This window comes from Citrobacter sp. 172116965, from assembly GCF_013458095.1.
GTDB classification, from domain to species: Bacteria; Pseudomonadota; Gammaproteobacteria; order Enterobacterales; family Enterobacteriaceae; genus Citrobacter; species Citrobacter braakii.
On record NZ_CP046673.1, the window covers coordinates 889,674 to 906,685 of the forward strand.

Consider the following 17,012-nt stretch of genomic DNA (forward strand, 5'->3'; position numbering starts at 1 on the left):
GCATGAAAGCAGCGGCAAAAACGCACAAGCCAAAACGCCAGGAAGAACAAGCCAACTTTATCAGTTGGCGTTTTGCGTTACTGTGCGGCTGTATTTTGCTGGCACTGGGTTTTCTGCTGGGGCGCGTTGCCTGGCTGCAAATCATCGCGCCGGACATGCTGGTGCGTCAGGGCGATATGCGCTCTCTGCGCGTACAGGAAGTGTCCACATCGCGCGGGATGATTACCGACCGTTCAGGTCGTCCGCTGGCGGTGAGCGTTCCGGTTAAGGCGATTTGGGCCGACCCAAAAGAGGTGCATGACGCAGGCGGCGTAAGCGTTGGTGAACGCTGGAGAGCGCTGTCGACCGCGCTGAATCTCCCGCTCGATCAACTGGCTTCCCGCATTAACGCCAACCCGAAAGGGCGCTTTATCTATCTGGCGCGTCAGGTAAACCCTGACATGGCTGACTACATCAAAAAACTGAAGCTGCCAGGCATTCACCTGCGCGAAGAATCCCGCCGTTACTATCCTTCCGGAGAAGTGACCGCTCACCTTATCGGCTTTACTAACGTCGACAGCCAGGGGATTGAAGGCGTTGAGAAGAGCTTCGACAAATGGCTCACCGGGCAACCGGGCGAACGTATTGTACGTAAAGACCGTTATGGCCGCGTCATTGAGGATATTTCCTCTACCGACAGCCAGGCGGCGCATAACCTTGCGCTAAGTATCGATGAGCGTTTACAGGCGCTGGTCTACCGCGAACTGAATAACGCCGTGGCGTTTAACAAGGCGGAGTCAGGCAGTGCGGTACTGGTGGATGTGAACACCGGTGAAGTGCTGGCGATGGCCAACAGCCCGTCCTACAACCCGAACAATCTCACCGGTACGCCGAAGGATGCGATGCGTAACCGTACGATTACCGACGTGTTTGAACCGGGTTCCACCGTCAAACCGATGGTGGTGATGACGGCGCTGCAGCGTGGCGTGGTTCGCGAAAATACCGTACTTAACACTATCCCTTACCGAATTAATGGCCACGAAATTAAAGACGTGGCGCGTTATAGCGAATTGACCCTCACCGGGGTTTTGCAGAAGTCGAGTAACGTCGGTGTTTCCAAGCTGGCGTTAGCGATGCCGTCCTCAGCGTTAGTAGACACTTACTCACGTTTTGGGCTGGGAAAAGCGACCAATTTGGGGTTGGTCGGAGAACGCAGTGGCTTATATCCTCAAAAACAACGGTGGTCTGACATAGAGAGGGCCACCTTCTCTTTCGGCTATGGGCTAATGGTAACGCCGTTACAGTTAGCGCGAGTCTATGCAACGATCGGCAGCTATGGCGTTTATCGGCCACTGTCGATCACCAAGGTTGACCCTCCTGTTCCGGGCGAGCGTATCTTCCCGGAATCAACCGTGCGTACCGTAGTGCACATGATGGAAAGCGTGGCGCTGCCCGGCGGCGGCGGCGTGAAGGCGGCGATTAAAGGCTATCGTATCGCCATTAAAACCGGTACGGCGAAGAAAGTAGGGCCGGATGGCCGCTACATCAACAAATACATTGCTTATACCGCAGGCGTTGCGCCTGCGAGTCAGCCGCGCTTCGCGCTGGTTGTTGTTATCAACGATCCGCAGGCGGGTAAATACTACGGTGGCGCCGTTTCCGCGCCGGTCTTTGGTGCCATCATGGGCGGCGTACTGCGCACCATGAACATCGAGCCGGATGCGCTGACAACGGGCGATAAAAATGAATTTGTGAATAATCAAGGCGAGGCAACAGGTGGCAGATCGTAATTTGCGCGACCTTCTTGCTCCATGGGTGCCGGGTGCACCGGAGCGAGCGCTGCGGGAGATGACGCTCGACAGCCGTATGGCTGCATCGGGCGATCTCTTTGTCGCAGTATTGGGTCATCAGGCGGACGGGCGTCGGTATATCCCGCAGGCGATAGCGCAAGGTGTGGCTGCCATTATTGCAGAAGCAAAAGATGAAGCTACTGACGGTGAAATCCGTGAAATGCACGGCGTTCCAGTTATCTATCTCAGTCAGCTTAACGAACGTTTATCTGCACTGGCGGGCCGCTTTTACCACGAGCCTTCTGAAAAAATGCGACTGGTCGGCGTGACCGGGACCAACGGTAAAACCACCACCACCCAATTGCTGGCACAGTGGAGCCAACTGCTTGGCGAAACCAGCGCGGTGATGGGAACAGTCGGCAATGGCCTGCTGGGCAAAGTGATCCCGACGGAAAATACCACCGGTTCAGCCGTTGATGTCCAGCATGTGCTGGCAGGGCTGGTTGCACAAGGCGCAACGGTTGGCGCAATGGAAGTGTCTTCACACGGTCTGGTTCAGCATCGCGTGGCGGCGCTGAAGTTTGCCGCATCAGTATTTACTAACTTAAGCCGTGACCATCTTGATTACCACGGCGACATGGAACATTACGAAGCCGCGAAATGGCTGCTGTATTCCACGCACCATTGCGGCCAGGCCATCGTTAATGCGGATGATGAAGTCGGTCGTCGCTGGTTGGCCAAACTTCCGGATGCGGTTGCCGTATCGATGGAAGACCACATCAACCCGAACTGTCACGGTCGTTGGTTAAAGGCGATTGACGTGAATTATCATGACAGCGGGGCAACGATTCGTTTTACCTCCTCATGGGGTGACGGCGAAATTGAAAGTCGCCTGATGGGCGCGTTTAACGTCAGCAATCTGCTGTTGGCGCTGGCAACGCTGCTGGCGTTGGGATATCCGTTAGCTGATTTACTGAAAACGGCGACACAATTACAGCCAGTTTGTGGGCGCATGGAAGTGTTCAGCGCGCCGGGTAAAACCACCGTTGTGGTTGATTATGCCCATACGCCAGATGCGCTGGAAAAAGCGCTGCAGGCGGCACGTCTGCACTGTACTGGCAAACTGTGGTGCGTCTTTGGCTGCGGCGGCGATCGCGACAAAGGTAAACGTCCGTTGATGGGCGCGATTGCCGAGCAGTTTGCTGATGTTGTCGTGGTGACCGATGACAACCCACGTACCGAAGAGCCGCGCGCCATTATTAACGACATTCTGGCGGGTATGCTGGATGCCGGACAGGCGAAAGTGATGGAAGGTCGCGCAGAGGCTGTGACAAACGCCATTATGCAGGCGAAAGAAAACGATGTGGTGCTGGTGGCCGGGAAAGGTCACGAAGACTACCAGATCGTTGGCTCGCAGCGCCTCGACTATTCTGACCGCGTCACGGCAGCGCGTCTGCTGGGAGTAATCGCATGATTAGCGTAACGCTCAGCCAACTGGCGGAGATCCTCCGTGGCGAACTGAAAGGAGCCGATCTGACTCTTGATGCGGTGACAACCGATACGCGTAAAGTTACGCCGGGCTGCCTGTTTGTCGCGCTGAAAGGCGAACGCTTTGATGCCCACGATTTCGCAGACAAGGCGCAAGAGAGCGGGGCGGGTGCGCTGCTGGTCAGCCGTCCGCTGGACACCAACCTGCCGCAACTGATTGTTAAAGATACACGTCTGGCGTTTGGTGAACTGGCGGCATGGGTACGCGCCCAGGTTCCGGCGCGCGTTGTCGCGCTGACCGGCTCTTCCGGTAAAACGTCCGTCAAAGAGATGACCGCATCCATTCTGAGTCAGTGTGGCAACACCTTATATACCGCGGGCAACCTGAATAACGACATCGGCGTACCGATGACGCTGTTGCGCTTAAACAACGATTACGACTATGCCGTGATTGAGCTTGGCGCTAATCATCAGGGCGAAATCGCCTGGACCGTTGGCCTGACGCGTCCGGAAGCGGCGCTGGTGAATAACCTGGCGGCCGCGCATCTGGAAGGCTTTGGTTCACTGGCGGGCGTTGCGAAGGCAAAAGGTGAGATTTTTACCGGCCTGCCAGCGAACGGAATCGCCATTATGAATGCCGACAATAACGACTGGCTGAACTGGCAGAGCATTATCGGCGATCGTAAAGTCTGGCGCTTCTCCCCGAATGCGGCCAACAGCGACTTTTCGGCGGCCAATGTTCATGTGACTTCACACGGCACAGAGTTTTCTCTGCAAACGCCAACCGGAAGCATTGATGTTCTGCTGCCGCTGCCGGGTCGTCACAACATTGCTAACGCCCTGGCGGCGGCTGCGCTCTCTATGGCGGTAGGCGCGACGCACGAAGCGATTAAAGCGGGTCTGAAGGAGCTGCATGCGGTACCGGGGCGTCTGTTCCCGATTCAACTGGCAGAAAATCAGCTACTGCTGGATGACTCCTATAACGCAAATGTCGGGTCAATGACCGCAGCGGTAAACGTGCTGTCCGAAATGCCGGGCTACCGCGTGCTGGTCGTTGGCGATATGGCAGAGCTTGGTGCGGAAAGCGAAGCATGTCACGTACAGGTGGGTGAAGCTGCGAAGGCTGCAGGTATCGACCGTGTGCTGAGTACAGGGAAACTGAGTCAGGCAATTAGCCATGCCAGCGGTGTGGGTGAGCATTTTACGGATAAAACCGCGTTGACCGCGCATCTTAAGGCGCTGATTGCAGAACATCAGATTATGACGATTTTAGTGAAGGGTTCACGTAGTGCCGCCATGGAAGAGGTAGTACGCGCATTACAGGAGAATGGGACATGTTAGTTTGGCTGGCCGAACATTTGGTCAAATATTATTCCGGCTTTAACGTCTTTTCCTATCTGACGTTTCGCGCCATCGTCAGCCTGCTGACCGCGCTGTTCATCTCTTTGTGGATGGGCCCGCGCATGATCGCCCGCTTGCAAAAAATGTCCTTTGGACAGGTCGTGCGTAACGACGGTCCGGAATCACACTTCAGTAAACGCGGTACGCCGACTATGGGCGGGATTATGATCCTCACCGCGATTGTTATCTCCGTACTGCTGTGGGCATACCCGTCGAATCCGTACGTATGGTGCGTGCTGGTGGTATTGGTCGGTTACGGCATTATCGGTTTTGTCGATGACTACCGCAAAGTGGTACGCAAAGACACCAAGGGCCTGATCGCGCGCTGGAAATACTTCTGGATGTCGGTGATTGCGCTGGGCGTGGCCTTTGCCCTGTATCTGGCTGGTAAAGATACCCCGGCCACTGAGCTGGTGGTGCCGTTCTTTAAAGACGTGATGCCGCAGTTGGGGCTGTTCTACGTGCTGCTGGCGTACTTCGTGATTGTGGGTACTGGCAACGCGGTCAACCTCACCGATGGTCTGGATGGTCTGGCGATTATGCCGACCGTGTTTGTGGCCGCAGGTTTTGCGTTGGTAGCGTGGGCGACCGGTAACATGAACTTCGCCAACTATCTGCATATTCCCTATTTACGTCATGCCGGCGAATTGGTGATCGTCTGTACGGCAATTGTCGGTGCGGGGTTAGGCTTCTTGTGGTTTAACACCTATCCGGCGCAGGTCTTCATGGGCGACGTCGGATCGCTGGCGCTGGGCGGCGCGCTGGGCATTATTGCCGTGCTCCTGCGTCAGGAGTTCCTGCTGGTGATCATGGGCGGTGTATTCGTCGTAGAAACACTGTCGGTCATTTTGCAGGTTGGCTCCTTTAAGCTGCGCGGACAGCGCATCTTCCGTATGGCGCCGATCCATCATCACTATGAACTGAAAGGCTGGCCGGAACCGCGCGTAATTGTGCGCTTCTGGATTATTTCGCTGATGCTGGTGCTGATTGGCCTGGCAACGCTGAAGGTACGTTAATCATGGCTGATTACCAGGGTAAAAAAGTCGTCATTATCGGTCTGGGTTTGACCGGGCTGTCCTGCGTGGATTTCTTCCTGGCGCGTGGCGTGACGCCGCGCGTAATGGATACCCGCGCGACGCCGCCGGGCCTGGACAAATTACCGGAAGCGGTTGAGCGTCATGTTGGCAGCCTGAATGATGACTGGCTGCTGGCCGCTGATCTTATTGTCGCCAGCCCTGGTATTGCCCTGGCGCATCCTTCGTTGAGCGCTGCCGCCGATGCGGGAATTGAAATTGTCGGCGACATTGAGCTGTTCTGTCGCGAAGCACAGGCACCGATCGTCGCGATCACCGGTTCCAACGGGAAAAGCACAGTCACTACGCTGGTAGGTGAGATGGCGAAAGCGGCCGGTGTGAACGTGGGGGTTGGCGGTAATATTGGCCTGCCCGCGCTGATGCTGCTGGATGACGAACGTGAGCTGTATGTTCTGGAACTGTCGAGCTTCCAACTGGAAACGACCTCCAGCTTACAAGCCGTAGCCGCTACCATTTTGAACGTCACCGAAGACCATATGGACAGATATCCGTTTGGCTTGCAGCAGTACCGTGCGGCCAAACTGCGCGTCTATGAAAACGCGAAAGTGTGTGTGGTCAACGCTGATGATGCGCTGACTATGCCGGTTCGCGGGGCGGATGAGCGTTGCGTGAGCTTTGGCATCAACATGGGTGACTATCACCTGAACCGTCAGCAGGGCGAAACCTGGCTGCGAGTGAAGGGTGAAAAAGTTCTTAACGTGAAAGAGATGACGCTTTCCGGTCAGCATAACTATACCAACGCCCTGGCTGCGCTGGCGCTGGCGGATGCTGCGGGTCTGCCGCGGGCGTCGAGCCTGAAAGCGCTGACCACGTTTACCGGTCTGGCGCACCGTTTCCAGACTGTGCTTGAGCACAACGGCGTGCGCTGGATTAACGATTCTAAAGCCACCAACGTCGGCAGCACTGAAGCCGCGCTGAATGGCCTGCACGTTGACGGTACGTTGCACCTGTTGCTGGGGGGAGACGGGAAATCCGCTGACTTTACGCCGCTGCAACGATATCTGACCGGCGATAACATTCGTCTGTACTGCTTTGGTCGCGATGGCGCGCAGCTTGCCGCTCTGCGACCTGACGTTACGGAACAAACTGAAACTATGGAGCAGGCAATGCGTCTGCTCGCACCGCGCGTGAAGTCGGGCGATATGGTGCTGTTGTCGCCCGCCTGCGCCAGCCTCGACCAGTTCAAGAACTTTGAGCAACGCGGTGACGTCTTTACCCGCCTGGCGAAGGAGTTGGGTTGATGCGCTTATCTCTCCCTCGTCTGAGAATGCCGCGCTTACCGGGACTGGGTATCCTGGCGTGGGTCTTCGCGGCACTTAAAGGCTGGGTGATGGCTTCGCGTGATAAAGACGCGGACAGCCTGATCATGTATGACCGCATGCTGCTGTGGTTGACCTTTGGTCTGGCAGCGATCGGTTTTGTGATGGTGACATCGGCATCGATGCCCGTAGGGCAACGCCTGGCGGGCGATCCTTTCCTGTTTGCTAAGCGTGACGCACTGTACATCTTCCTCGCCTTCTGCCTGGCGATGGTGACGCTGCGTCTGCCGATGGAGTTCTGGCAAAAGTACAGTACGACGATGCTGATAGCCTCGATCATCATGCTGCTGATTGTGCTGGTGGTGGGTAGCTCCGTTAACGGGGCGTCGCGCTGGATTGCGCTGGGGCCGCTGCGTATTCAGCCTGCGGAATTTACCAAGCTGTCGCTGTTCTGTTACCTCGCCAACTACCTGGTGCGTAAAGTTGATGAAGTGCGTAACAACCTGCGCGGTTTCTTAAAACCGATGGGCGTGATCCTGGTGCTGGCTATTTTACTGCTGGCACAGCCTGACCTTGGTACGGTGGTGGTGCTGTTTGTCACTACCCTGGCGATGCTGTTTCTCGCCGGAGCAAAACTGTGGCAGTTCATTGCCATCATCGGCATGGGTATTTCGGCAGTTGTGCTGCTGATCCTTGCCGAACCGTATCGTATTCGCCGCGTAACCTCCTTCTGGAACCCATGGGAAGATCCGTTCGGCAGTGGCTACCAGTTGACGCAATCCCTGATGGCCTTTGGTCGCGGTGAGGTTTGGGGGCAGGGCTTAGGTAATTCAGTCCAAAAACTGGAGTATTTACCAGAAGCGCACACCGACTTCATCTTCGCCATCATTGGGGAAGAGCTGGGTTATATCGGTGTGGTATTGGCACTTTTAATGGTATTCTTCGTCGCTTTTCGCGCGATGTCGATTGGCCGTAAGGCGTTGGAAATTGACCACCGTTTTTCAGGCTTTTTAGCCTGCTCAATCGGGATCTGGTTTAGCTTCCAGGCACTGGTAAACGTCGGTGCGGCGGCGGGTATGCTGCCAACCAAAGGTCTGACGCTGCCGCTGATCAGTTATGGTGGTTCAAGTTTGTTGATTATGTCGACGGCCATCATGTTTTTGTTACGTATTGATTATGAAACGCGTCTGGAAAAAGCCCAGGCGTTTACACGAGGTGCACGATGAGTGGTCAACCGAAGCGGTTAATGGTGATGGCGGGCGGTACCGGCGGGCATGTGTTCCCGGGGTTGGCGGTCGCGCACCATTTAATGGCCCAGGGCTGGCAGGTTCGTTGGCTGGGCACCGCCGATCGTATGGAAGCGGACTTAGTGCCGAAACACGGCATTGAAATTGACTTTATTCGTATCTCCGGTTTGCGTGGTAAAGGCGTCAATGCGCTGCTTGCCGCACCTGTGCGTATTTTTAATGCCTGGCGTCAGGCGCGCGCCATCATGAAGCAGTTTAAACCCGATGTGGTGCTGGGTATGGGCGGCTACGTGTCTGGCCCTGGCGGTCTGGCGGCCTGGTCATTAGGTATTCCGGTTGTACTGCATGAGCAGAACGGCATTGCGGGATTAACTAACAAATGGCTGGCGAAGATTGCCACTACGGTGATGCAGGCTTTTCCTGGTGCTTTCCCGAATGCGGAAGTGGTAGGTAACCCGGTGCGCACTGACGTGCTGGCGCTGCCGTTGCCAAAAGTGCGTCTGGCCGGGCGTGAAGGTCCGGTTCGTGTGTTGGTCGTCGGGGGATCTCAGGGCGCACGCGTACTGAACCAGACGATGCCGCAGGTTGCCGCAAAGCTTGGCGACGCGGTGACTATCTGGCATCAGAGCGGCAAAGGCGCGCAGCAGACCGTTGAACAGGCGTATGCCGACGCGGGACAACCGCAGCACAAGGTCACTGAGTTTATTGATGATATGGCAGCGGCCTACGCGTGGGCTGATATCGTTGTTTGTCGCTCAGGCGCGCTGACGGTGAGCGAGATTGCCGCCGCAGGTTTGCCTGCGCTGTTTGTGCCATTCCAGCACAAAGACAGACAGCAGTATTGGAATGCGCTGCCGCTGGAGAAAGCGGGCGCTGCCAAAATTCTGGAGCAGCCGCAGTTTACTGTGGATGCCGTCGCCAGCACCCTTGCCGGGTGGTCGCGAGAAACGTTATTAACCATGGCAGAACGTGCGCGCGCCGCATCCATACCGGATGCCACAGAGCGCGTTGCAAATGAGGTGAGCCGGGCTGCCCGGGCGTAATTGTGGTGATGCCTTTTGCATCGCATGAACTTAGAAGTTAATGGCTAAAGAATGAATACACAACAACTGGCAAAACTGCGTTCCATCGTGCCCGAAATGCGTCGCGTTCGGCACATTCACTTTGTCGGCATCGGTGGTGCTGGTATGGGCGGTATTGCCGAAGTTTTGGCCAATGAAGGTTATCAGATCAGCGGTTCTGACTTAGCGCCGAATCCTGTGACGCAGCAGTTGACGAATCTGGGTGCCACGATTTTCTTCAACCATCGCCCGGAAAACGTGCGCGATGCGAGCGTGGTGGTGGTATCCAGCGCTATTTCTGCGGATAACCCGGAAATTGTTGCAGCGCATGAAGCACGTATTCCGGTGATTCGTCGTGCTGAAATGCTGGCGGAGTTAATGCGTTTTCGTCACGGTATTGCTATTGCCGGGACGCACGGTAAAACCACGACTACGGCAATGGTCTCCAGCATCTACGCGGAAGCGGGTCTGGATCCCACTTTTGTCAACGGCGGTCTGGTGAAGGCCGCAGGCGTGCATGCGCGCCTGGGTCATAGCCGTTATTTGATTGCCGAAGCGGACGAGAGCGACGCGTCGTTCCTGCATTTGCAGCCGATGGTGGCGATTGTCACCAATATCGAAGCCGACCACATGGATACCTACCATGGCGACTTCGAAAATTTAAAGCAGACGTTTATTAATTTCCTGCATAACTTGCCGTTTTATGGTCGTGCGGTGATGTGCGTTGACGATCCGGTTATCCGCGAACTGTTACCGCGAGTTGGCCGTCAAACCACAACCTATGGTTTCAGTGATGATGCCGATGTGCGCGTTGAAGATTACCAGCAGATTGGTCCACAAGGACACTTCACGCTGGTGCGTCAGGGGATGGCCGATTTACGTGTTACGTTAAACGCGCCGGGTCGTCACAATGCACTGAACGCGGCGGCGGCAGTGGCGGTCGCGACGGAAGAAGGTATTGAAGACGACGCTATTCTGCGCGCGCTGGAAAGTTTCCAGGGTACCGGACGTCGTTTTGACTTCCTCGGCGAATTCCCGCTTGAGCCGGTGAACGGTAAAGCCGGGACCGCGATGCTGGTTGATGACTATGGCCACCACCCAACGGAAGTGGACGCCACGATTAAAGCCGCACGCGCGGGCTGGCCGGACAAAAACCTGGTGATGCTGTTCCAGCCGCACCGGTTTACGCGTACTCGCGATCTGTACGACGACTTTGCTAACGTGCTGACCCAGGTCGATGCGCTGTTGATGCTGGATGTGTATGCCGCGGGCGAAGCCGCTATTCCGGGTGCCGACAGCCGTTCGTTGTGCCGTACGATTCGTGGCCGCGGTAAGATCGATCCGATTCTGGTGTCCGACCCGGCCCAGGTGGCAGAAATGCTGGCACCCGTATTAACCGGCAACGATCTGATTTTGGTGCAGGGCGCTGGAAATATCGGCAAAATCGCGCGTTCCTTAGCTGAAATCAAACTGAAGCCGCAAAACCCGGAGGAAGAACAACATGGCTGATAAAATCGCGGTCCTGTTCGGGGGAACCTCCGCTGAGCGTGAAGTATCGCTGAATTCAGGCGCGGCCGTATTGGCAGGGTTACGCGAAGGTGGTGTAGATGCCCATCCGGTTGACCCTAAAGAGGTCGATGTCACTCTTCTGAAATCTATGGGGTTTCAGAAGGTGTTTATTGCGCTGCATGGTCGTGGCGGTGAAGATGGCACATTGCAGGGCATGCTGGAGCTGATTGGCCTGCCGTATACCGGCAGCGGCGTCATGGCTTCCGCGATTTCCATGGACAAACTGCGCAGCAAGCTGCTGTGGCAGGGAGCAGGTTTACCCGTCGCCCCATGGGTTGCGCTGACCCGCGCTGAGTTCGAAAAAGGTCTTAGCGATGAAGCAGTTACAAAAATTTCTGCGTTAGGCTTGCCGCTGATTGTAAAGCCAAGCCGTGAAGGTTCCAGCGTAGGGATGTCAAAAGTTGAAGAAGAAAATGCTTTGCAGGGTGCATTAGCATTGGCTTTTCAGCATGATGAAGAAGTACTGATTGAAAAATGGCTCAGTGGCCCGGAATTTACAGTTGCGATACTTGGCGAAGAAATTTTACCGTCAATACGTATCCAACCCGCGGGAACCTTCTATGATTATGAGGCGAAGTATCTCTCTGATGAGACACAATATTTCTGCCCTGCTGGTCTGGAAGTCGAACAAGAAGCCTTTTTACAGGAATTAGTCCTGAAAGCGTGGACTGCATTGGGCTGTAAAGGTTGGGGTCGCATTGACGTCATGCTGGACAGCGATGGCCAGTTTTATCTGCTGGAAGCGAATACCTCTCCGGGTATGACCAGCCACAGCCTGGTGCCGATGGCGGCGCGTCAGGCGGGCCTGAGCTTCTCGCAGTTGGTGGTAAGAATTCTGGAGTTGGCGGACTGATATGTCGCAGGCTGCGCTGAACACGCGAAACGGTGATGAAGAAGAAGCAAACTCCTCACGCCGCAATAATGGAACGCGTCTTGCAGGAATACTGTTCCTGCTGACAGTGCTGTGCACCGTGTTTGTCAGCGGCTGGGTAGTGTTGGGATGGATGGAAGATGCGCAGCGCCTGCCATTGTCAAAACTGGTGTTAACCGGTGAACGGCATTACACGCGCAATGATGATATCCGTCAGTCCATCCTGGCGCTGGGCGCTCCGGGAACATTTATGACTCAGGATGTGAACATCATCCAGAGCCAGATTGAACGCCTCCCCTGGATCAAACAGGCGAGCGTTAGAAAGCAATGGCCTGATGAATTGAAGATTCATCTGGTTGAATATGTGCCAATAGCGCGTTGGAATGACCAACATATGGTGGATGCCGAAGGAAATACCTTCAGTGTCCCAACCGGTCGGGCCAATAAGCAGGTATTACCTATGTTGTACGGACCGGAAGGCAGCGCAAGTGAAGTGCTGCAAGGGTTCCGCGATATGGGGCAGGTGCTGGCTAAGGACAGATTCACCCTGAAGGAAGCGGCAATGACCGCTCGTCGTTCCTGGCAGTTGACGCTGAATAACGATATTAAGCTGAATCTGGGCAGGGGCGATACGATAAAACGTTTGGCTCGCTTTGTGGAACTCTACCCGGTTTTACAGCAGCAGGCGCAAACCGATGGCAAACGGATTAGCTACGTTGATTTGCGTTATGACTCAGGGGCGGCAGTAGGCTGGGTTCCCTTGCCTCCTGAGGAATCTAATCAGCAACAGAATCAGGCACAGGCAGAACAACAATGATCAAGGCGACGGACAGAAAACTGGTAGTTGGACTGGAGATTGGCACCGCGAAGGTAGCCGCTTTAGTAGGGGAAGTTCTGCCCGACGGTATGGTCAATATCATTGGCGTGGGCAGTTGCCCATCGCGAGGTATGGATAAAGGCGGGGTGAATGACCTTGAGTCAGTGGTGAAGTGCGTACAGCGCGCCATTGACCAGGCTGAACTGATGGCAGATTGCCAGATCTCTTCAGTGTATCTGGCGCTTTCCGGTAAACATATTAGCTGTCAGAATGAAATTGGTATGGTGCCCATTTCCGAAGAGGAAGTGACGCAGGAAGATGTGGAAAACGTGGTACATACGGCAAAATCCGTACGCGTTCGCGATGAACATCGTGTTCTGCACGTCATCCCGCAGGAATACGCCATCGACTACCAGGAAGGTATCAAAAATCCGGTCGGTCTTTCCGGTGTGCGTATGCAGGCAAAAGTCCATCTTATTACCTGCCACAACGACATGGCGAAGAATATTGTCAAAGCCGTTGAACGTTGTGGTCTGAAAGTTGACCAACTGATTTTTGCCGGGTTGGCAGCCAGTTATTCCGTATTGACGGAAGATGAACGTGAACTGGGTGTCTGCGTGGTGGATATTGGTGGTGGTACAATGGACATCGCCGTTTATACTGGCGGGGCGTTGCGCCACACTAAAGTTATCCCTTATGCAGGGAATGTCGTGACCAGCGATATCGCGTATGCCTTTGGTACGCCGCCGAGCGATGCTGAAGCCATCAAAGTGCGTCATGGCTGCGCACTGGGTTCCATCGTGGGTAAAGACGAGAGCGTTGAAGTGCCAAGCGTTGGTGGTCGTCCGCCGCGTAGCCTGCAACGTCAGACTCTGGCAGAGGTCATTGAGCCGCGTTATACCGAGCTGCTCAACCTGGTCAACGAAGAAATTTTGCAATTACAAGAACAGCTTCGCCAGCAGGGTGTGAAACATCATCTGGCGGCGGGGATTGTGTTAACCGGCGGTGCTGCGCAAATTGAAGGTCTTGCGGCCTGCGCACAGCGCGTGTTCCATACACAAGTACGTATTGGCGCACCGCTGAATATTACCGGTCTGACGGATTATGCCCAGGAGCCGTATTATTCAACGGCGGTGGGGCTGCTGCACTACGGGAAAGAATCCCATTTAAGTGGTGAGGCTGAAGTAGAAAAGCGCGTAACTGCCTCGGTCGGATCGTGGATCAAGCGACTGAATAGCTGGTTACGTAAAGAGTTTTAATTTTTAAAGAGACCGACGCAAATTAACGGTCTCAGGCGACAGGCACTACACAAAGTCATTCAAGTTGCATCGCAGCGGCAACTGAGCGAATCTCCTGGAGCATAGTTTACTATGTCACGGGAGTGAGTGAAGGCAGCCAACAAAGAGGCGGCTTGAAGGATGAAGTGTAAAACGGAGAGAGAAACTATGTTTGAACCTATGGAACTAACCAACGACGCGGTGATTAAAGTCATCGGCGTCGGTGGCGGCGGCGGTAATGCCGTTGAACACATGGTGCGTGAGCGCATCGAAGGTGTTGAATTCTTCGCGGTGAATACCGACGCTCAGGCGTTGCGTAAAACGGCGGTTGGACAGACCATTCAGATTGGTAGCGGCATCACCAAAGGTCTGGGCGCGGGTGCAAACCCGGAAGTCGGTCGTAATGCGGCAGACGAAGATCGCGAAGCTCTGCGCGCAGCGCTTGACGGCGCAGACATGGTGTTTATCGCAGCTGGCATGGGCGGCGGTACCGGTACCGGTGCAGCGCCAGTGGTAGCTGAAGTCGCAAAAGATTTAGGTATCCTGACCGTTGCTGTCGTGACTAAGCCTTTCAACTTTGAAGGCAAGAAGCGTATGGCATTCGCGGAGCAGGGTATCACCGAGCTGTCCAAACACGTGGACTCTCTGATCACTATCCCGAACGACAAGCTGCTGAAAGTACTGGGCCGTGGTATCTCCCTGCTGGATGCATTTGGCGCAGCGAACGACGTGCTGAAAGGCGCAGTCCAGGGTATCGCTGAACTGATTACTCGTCCGGGCCTGATGAACGTCGACTTTGCAGACGTACGCACCGTGATGTCCGAAATGGGCTACGCGATGATGGGTTCTGGCGTGGCGAGTGGTGAAGACCGTGCAGAAGAAGCGGCTGAAATGGCTATCTCTTCTCCGCTGCTGGAAGATATCGATCTGTCCGGCGCACGCGGCGTGCTGGTTAACATTACTGCGGGCTTCGACCTGCGTCTGGATGAGTTCGAAACCGTGGGTAACACGATTCGTGCCTTTGCATCGGATAACGCGACTGTGGTTATCGGTACCTCTCTGGACCCGGATATGAACGACGAACTGCGCGTGACCGTTGTTGCGACTGGAATTGGTATGGACAAGCGTCCTGAAATCACTCTGGTGACCAACAAACAGGTACAGCAGCCGGTAATGGATCGTTACCAGCAGCACGGTATGGCGCCGTTGACGCAAGAGCAGAAACCGGTAGCGAAAGTGGTTAACGACAATACGCCGCAAACCACGAAAGAGCCGGATTATCTGGATATCCCTGCATTCCTGCGTAAGCAAGCTGATTAAGAATTAGCTGGAATTTGGGAATTGTGGCTCTTTGTGCTAAACTGGCCCACCGAATGTATAGTACACTTCGGTTGGATAGGTAATTTGGCGAGATTATACGATGATCAAACAAAGGACTCTTAAACGTATCGTTCAGGCGACTGGCGTCGGTTTGCATACCGGCAAAAAAGTCACCCTGACATTACGCCCTGCGCCGGCCAACACCGGGGTCATCTATCGTCGCACCGACTTGAATCCTCCGGTAGATTTCCCGGCCGATGCCAAATCTGTGCGTGATACCATGCTCTGTACGTGTCTGGTCAATGAGCATGATGTGCGGATTTCAACCGTAGAGCACCTTAATGCTGCTCTGGCGGGCTTAGGTATCGATAACATCGTTATTGAAGTTAATGCCCCGGAAATCCCGATTATGGATGGCAGTGCCGCTCCGTTCGTTTACCTGCTGCTTGATGCAGGTATTGAAGAACTGAGCAGCGCCAAAAAATTTGTTCGCATCAAAGAGACCGTTCGTGTCGAAGATGGCGATAAGTGGGCTGAGTTTAAGCCGTATAATGGTTTTACGTTGGATTTCACCATCGACTTTAACCATCCGGCGATCGACTCCAGCACGCAGCGCTACGCGATGAACTTCTCTGCGGATGCGTTCATGCGCCAGATCAGCCGCGCGCGTACTTTCGGCTTCATGCGTGATATCGAATATCTGCAGTCCCGCGGCCTGTGCCTGGGCGGCAGCTTCGATTGTGCCATCGTTGTTGACGATTATCGCGTATTGAACGAAGACGGCCTGCGTTTTGAAGACGAATTCGTTCGTCACAAAATGCTCGACGCGATTGGTGACTTGTTCATGTGTGGTCACAACATTATTGGTGCATTCACCGCGTATAAATCCGGTCATGCACTGAATAACAAACTATTGCAGGCAGTCCTGGCAAAACAGGAAGCTTGGGAATATGTGACCTTCCAGGACGATGCAGAACTGCCGTTGGCGTTCAAAGCACCTTCGACTGTACTGGCATAACGACATACGCTGTCGCATAAATTCGACTGGTAAATCTGGCACTCTCTCCGGCCAGGTGAGCCAGTCGTTTTTTTATCTTCCGATTGCAAAACCACCTTATCTGAATCGACTTTTCCCCACCGACAGATTAAAACACCGTTCGATCGCTGCTTTCTTAAGCATATTTACCCGCGACTTGCTGTCATTACTGCTGTGGAGCGTACGCTTTAATGGTAATATTTATGCGCAAAAAAATGGTTTTGCATTTGTAACCCCAAACGCAGGGTATATCAGGTGGCAATAACGTGAGTGGAATACTGACGCGTTGGCGACAGTTAGGCAGACGGTACTTCTGGCCGCATCTCCTGTTGGGGATGGTCGCGGCTAGTTTTGGCCTGCCTGCGCTCGGTAATGCTGCTGAACCTAATACTCCCGCGAAGGCGACCGCCAGCAATCACGATCAATCTGCCAAAGTTAACTTTAGCCAGCTTGCTTTGCTGGAGGCGACCAATCGCCGCCCGAATTTTACCGTTGACTACTGGCATCAGCATGCCATTCGTACGGTCATTCGCCATCTTTCTTTTGCCATGGCTCCTCAGGCGCTGCCTGTTGCCGAAGAGCCGTTGCCAATCCAGGCGCACCATCTTGCGTTACTGAATACGCTCAGCGCGATGCTGACGCAAGAAGGCAGACCGCCCGCGACCGTGAGTCGCGTGACATATGCCCATTTTACCTCTCAGGCCGCATTTAGCGTTCCGGTCTGGATCAGCCAGCTGCAGGGTATCCGCGCTGGCCCTCAACGCCTCAGCTAAAAAAGAACCTTCCAACTTATAATTTTTGAC

Annotated in this window: 14 protein-coding genes; all 14 read left to right on the forward strand. The window is 54.7% G+C overall.

Going from position 1 to position 17,012, the window contains the following annotated elements:
- Positions 1–2 precede the first annotated feature (2 nt).
- Complete coding sequence (gene ftsI, locus GPJ68_RS04325) at positions 3–1,769, forward strand: peptidoglycan glycosyltransferase FtsI (protein WP_016151691.1); 1,767 nt, start codon at positions 3–5, stop codon at positions 1,767–1,769.
- Positions 1,756–3,243, forward strand: a complete 1,488-nt coding sequence (gene murE, locus GPJ68_RS04330; RefSeq protein ID WP_016151692.1) for a UDP-N-acetylmuramoyl-L-alanyl-D-glutamate--2,6-diaminopimelate ligase — start codon at positions 1,756–1,758, stop codon at positions 3,241–3,243. Before ftsI ends, murE begins: the two co-directional genes overlap by 14 nt.
- Positions 3,240–4,598, forward strand: coding sequence for a UDP-N-acetylmuramoyl-tripeptide--D-alanyl-D-alanine ligase (gene murF / locus GPJ68_RS04335; protein WP_104651531.1), 1,359 nt, complete (start codon positions 3,240–3,242; stop codon positions 4,596–4,598). The genes murE and murF overlap by 4 nt, the downstream gene beginning before the upstream one ends.
- The gene (gene mraY / locus GPJ68_RS04340; protein ID WP_016151694.1) at positions 4,592–5,674 is read left to right on the forward strand and encodes a phospho-N-acetylmuramoyl-pentapeptide-transferase; all 1,083 of its coding nucleotides are present in this window, start codon (positions 4,592–4,594) and stop codon (positions 5,672–5,674) included. The genes murF and mraY overlap by 7 nt, the downstream gene beginning before the upstream one ends.
- Before the next feature lie 2 nt (positions 5,675–5,676).
- Positions 5,677–6,993: a UDP-N-acetylmuramoyl-L-alanine--D-glutamate ligase gene (gene murD, locus GPJ68_RS04345; protein ID WP_016151695.1), complete on the forward strand. Its 1,317-nt coding sequence runs from the start codon at positions 5,677–5,679 to the stop codon at positions 6,991–6,993.
- Positions 6,993–8,237, forward strand: a complete 1,245-nt coding sequence (ftsW, locus tag GPJ68_RS04350; RefSeq protein ID WP_016151696.1) for a cell division protein FtsW — start codon at positions 6,993–6,995, stop codon at positions 8,235–8,237. The genes murD and ftsW overlap by 1 nt, the downstream gene beginning before the upstream one ends.
- On the forward strand, positions 8,234–9,301 hold the full coding sequence (murG, locus tag GPJ68_RS04355) for an undecaprenyldiphospho-muramoylpentapeptide beta-N-acetylglucosaminyltransferase (protein WP_104651530.1): 1,068 nt from the start codon (positions 8,234–8,236) through the stop codon (positions 9,299–9,301). The genes ftsW and murG overlap by 4 nt, the downstream gene beginning before the upstream one ends.
- 51 nt (positions 9,302–9,352) lie before the next feature.
- A complete protein-coding gene (murC, locus tag GPJ68_RS04360; RefSeq protein WP_016151698.1) occupies positions 9,353–10,828 on the forward strand; it encodes a UDP-N-acetylmuramate--L-alanine ligase in 1,476 nt (491 codons plus the stop codon).
- Positions 10,821–11,741, forward strand: a complete 921-nt coding sequence (locus GPJ68_RS04365; protein ID WP_049269172.1) for a D-alanine--D-alanine ligase — start codon at positions 10,821–10,823, stop codon at positions 11,739–11,741. The genes murC and GPJ68_RS04365 overlap by 8 nt, the downstream gene beginning before the upstream one ends.
- 1 nt (position 11,742) lies before the next feature.
- The gene (gene ftsQ, locus GPJ68_RS04370) at positions 11,743–12,576 is read left to right on the forward strand and encodes a cell division protein FtsQ (RefSeq protein WP_104651529.1); all 834 of its coding nucleotides are present in this window, start codon (positions 11,743–11,745) and stop codon (positions 12,574–12,576) included.
- Positions 12,573–13,835: a cell division protein FtsA gene (gene ftsA, locus GPJ68_RS04375; protein ID WP_003018755.1), complete on the forward strand. Its 1,263-nt coding sequence runs from the start codon at positions 12,573–12,575 to the stop codon at positions 13,833–13,835. Before ftsQ ends, ftsA begins: the two co-directional genes overlap by 4 nt.
- A gap of 186 nt (positions 13,836–14,021) precedes the next feature.
- Positions 14,022–15,173 carry a cell division protein FtsZ gene (gene ftsZ / locus GPJ68_RS04380; protein WP_003018753.1) on the forward strand — a complete coding sequence of 384 codons (1,152 nt, stop codon included), beginning with the start codon at positions 14,022–14,024 and terminating at the stop codon, positions 15,171–15,173.
- A 100-nt stretch (positions 15,174–15,273) separates the two neighbouring features.
- Entirely contained in the window at positions 15,274–16,191 is a 918-nt protein-coding gene (lpxC, locus tag GPJ68_RS04385) for a UDP-3-O-acyl-N-acetylglucosamine deacetylase (RefSeq protein ID WP_006686706.1), read from the forward strand.
- A 284-nt stretch (positions 16,192–16,475) separates the two neighbouring features.
- Entirely contained in the window at positions 16,476–16,982 is a 507-nt protein-coding gene (gene secM, locus GPJ68_RS04390; RefSeq protein WP_029139762.1) for a secA translation cis-regulator SecM, read from the forward strand.
- The last annotated feature ends 30 nt before the right edge of the window (positions 16,983–17,012 follow it).

Excerpts from the sequence above, each read along its gene's own strand:
- ftsI (WP_016151691.1), top strand. The coding sequence starts at position 3 with ATGAAAGCAGCGGCAAAAACGCACAAGCCAAAACGCCAGGAAGAACAA.
- murF (WP_104651531.1), top strand. The coding sequence starts at position 3,240 with ATGATTAGCGTAACGCTCAGCCAACTGGCGGAGATCCTCCGTGGCGAA.
- mraY (WP_016151694.1), top strand. The coding sequence starts at position 4,592 with ATGTTAGTTTGGCTGGCCGAACATTTGGTCAAATATTATTCCGGCTTT.
- murD (WP_016151695.1), top strand. The coding sequence starts at position 5,677 with ATGGCTGATTACCAGGGTAAAAAAGTCGTCATTATCGGTCTGGGTTTG.
- ftsW (WP_016151696.1), top strand. The coding sequence starts at position 6,993 with ATGCGCTTATCTCTCCCTCGTCTGAGAATGCCGCGCTTACCGGGACTG.
- murG (WP_104651530.1), top strand. The coding sequence starts at position 8,234 with ATGAGTGGTCAACCGAAGCGGTTAATGGTGATGGCGGGCGGTACCGGC.
- murC (WP_016151698.1), top strand. The coding sequence starts at position 9,353 with ATGAATACACAACAACTGGCAAAACTGCGTTCCATCGTGCCCGAAATG.
- GPJ68_RS04365 (WP_049269172.1), top strand. The coding sequence starts at position 10,821 with ATGGCTGATAAAATCGCGGTCCTGTTCGGGGGAACCTCCGCTGAGCGT.
- ftsQ (WP_104651529.1), top strand. The coding sequence starts at position 11,743 with ATGTCGCAGGCTGCGCTGAACACGCGAAACGGTGATGAAGAAGAAGCA.
- ftsA (WP_003018755.1), top strand. The coding sequence starts at position 12,573 with ATGATCAAGGCGACGGACAGAAAACTGGTAGTTGGACTGGAGATTGGC.
- ftsZ (WP_003018753.1), top strand. The coding sequence starts at position 14,022 with ATGTTTGAACCTATGGAACTAACCAACGACGCGGTGATTAAAGTCATC.
- lpxC (WP_006686706.1), top strand. The coding sequence starts at position 15,274 with ATGATCAAACAAAGGACTCTTAAACGTATCGTTCAGGCGACTGGCGTC.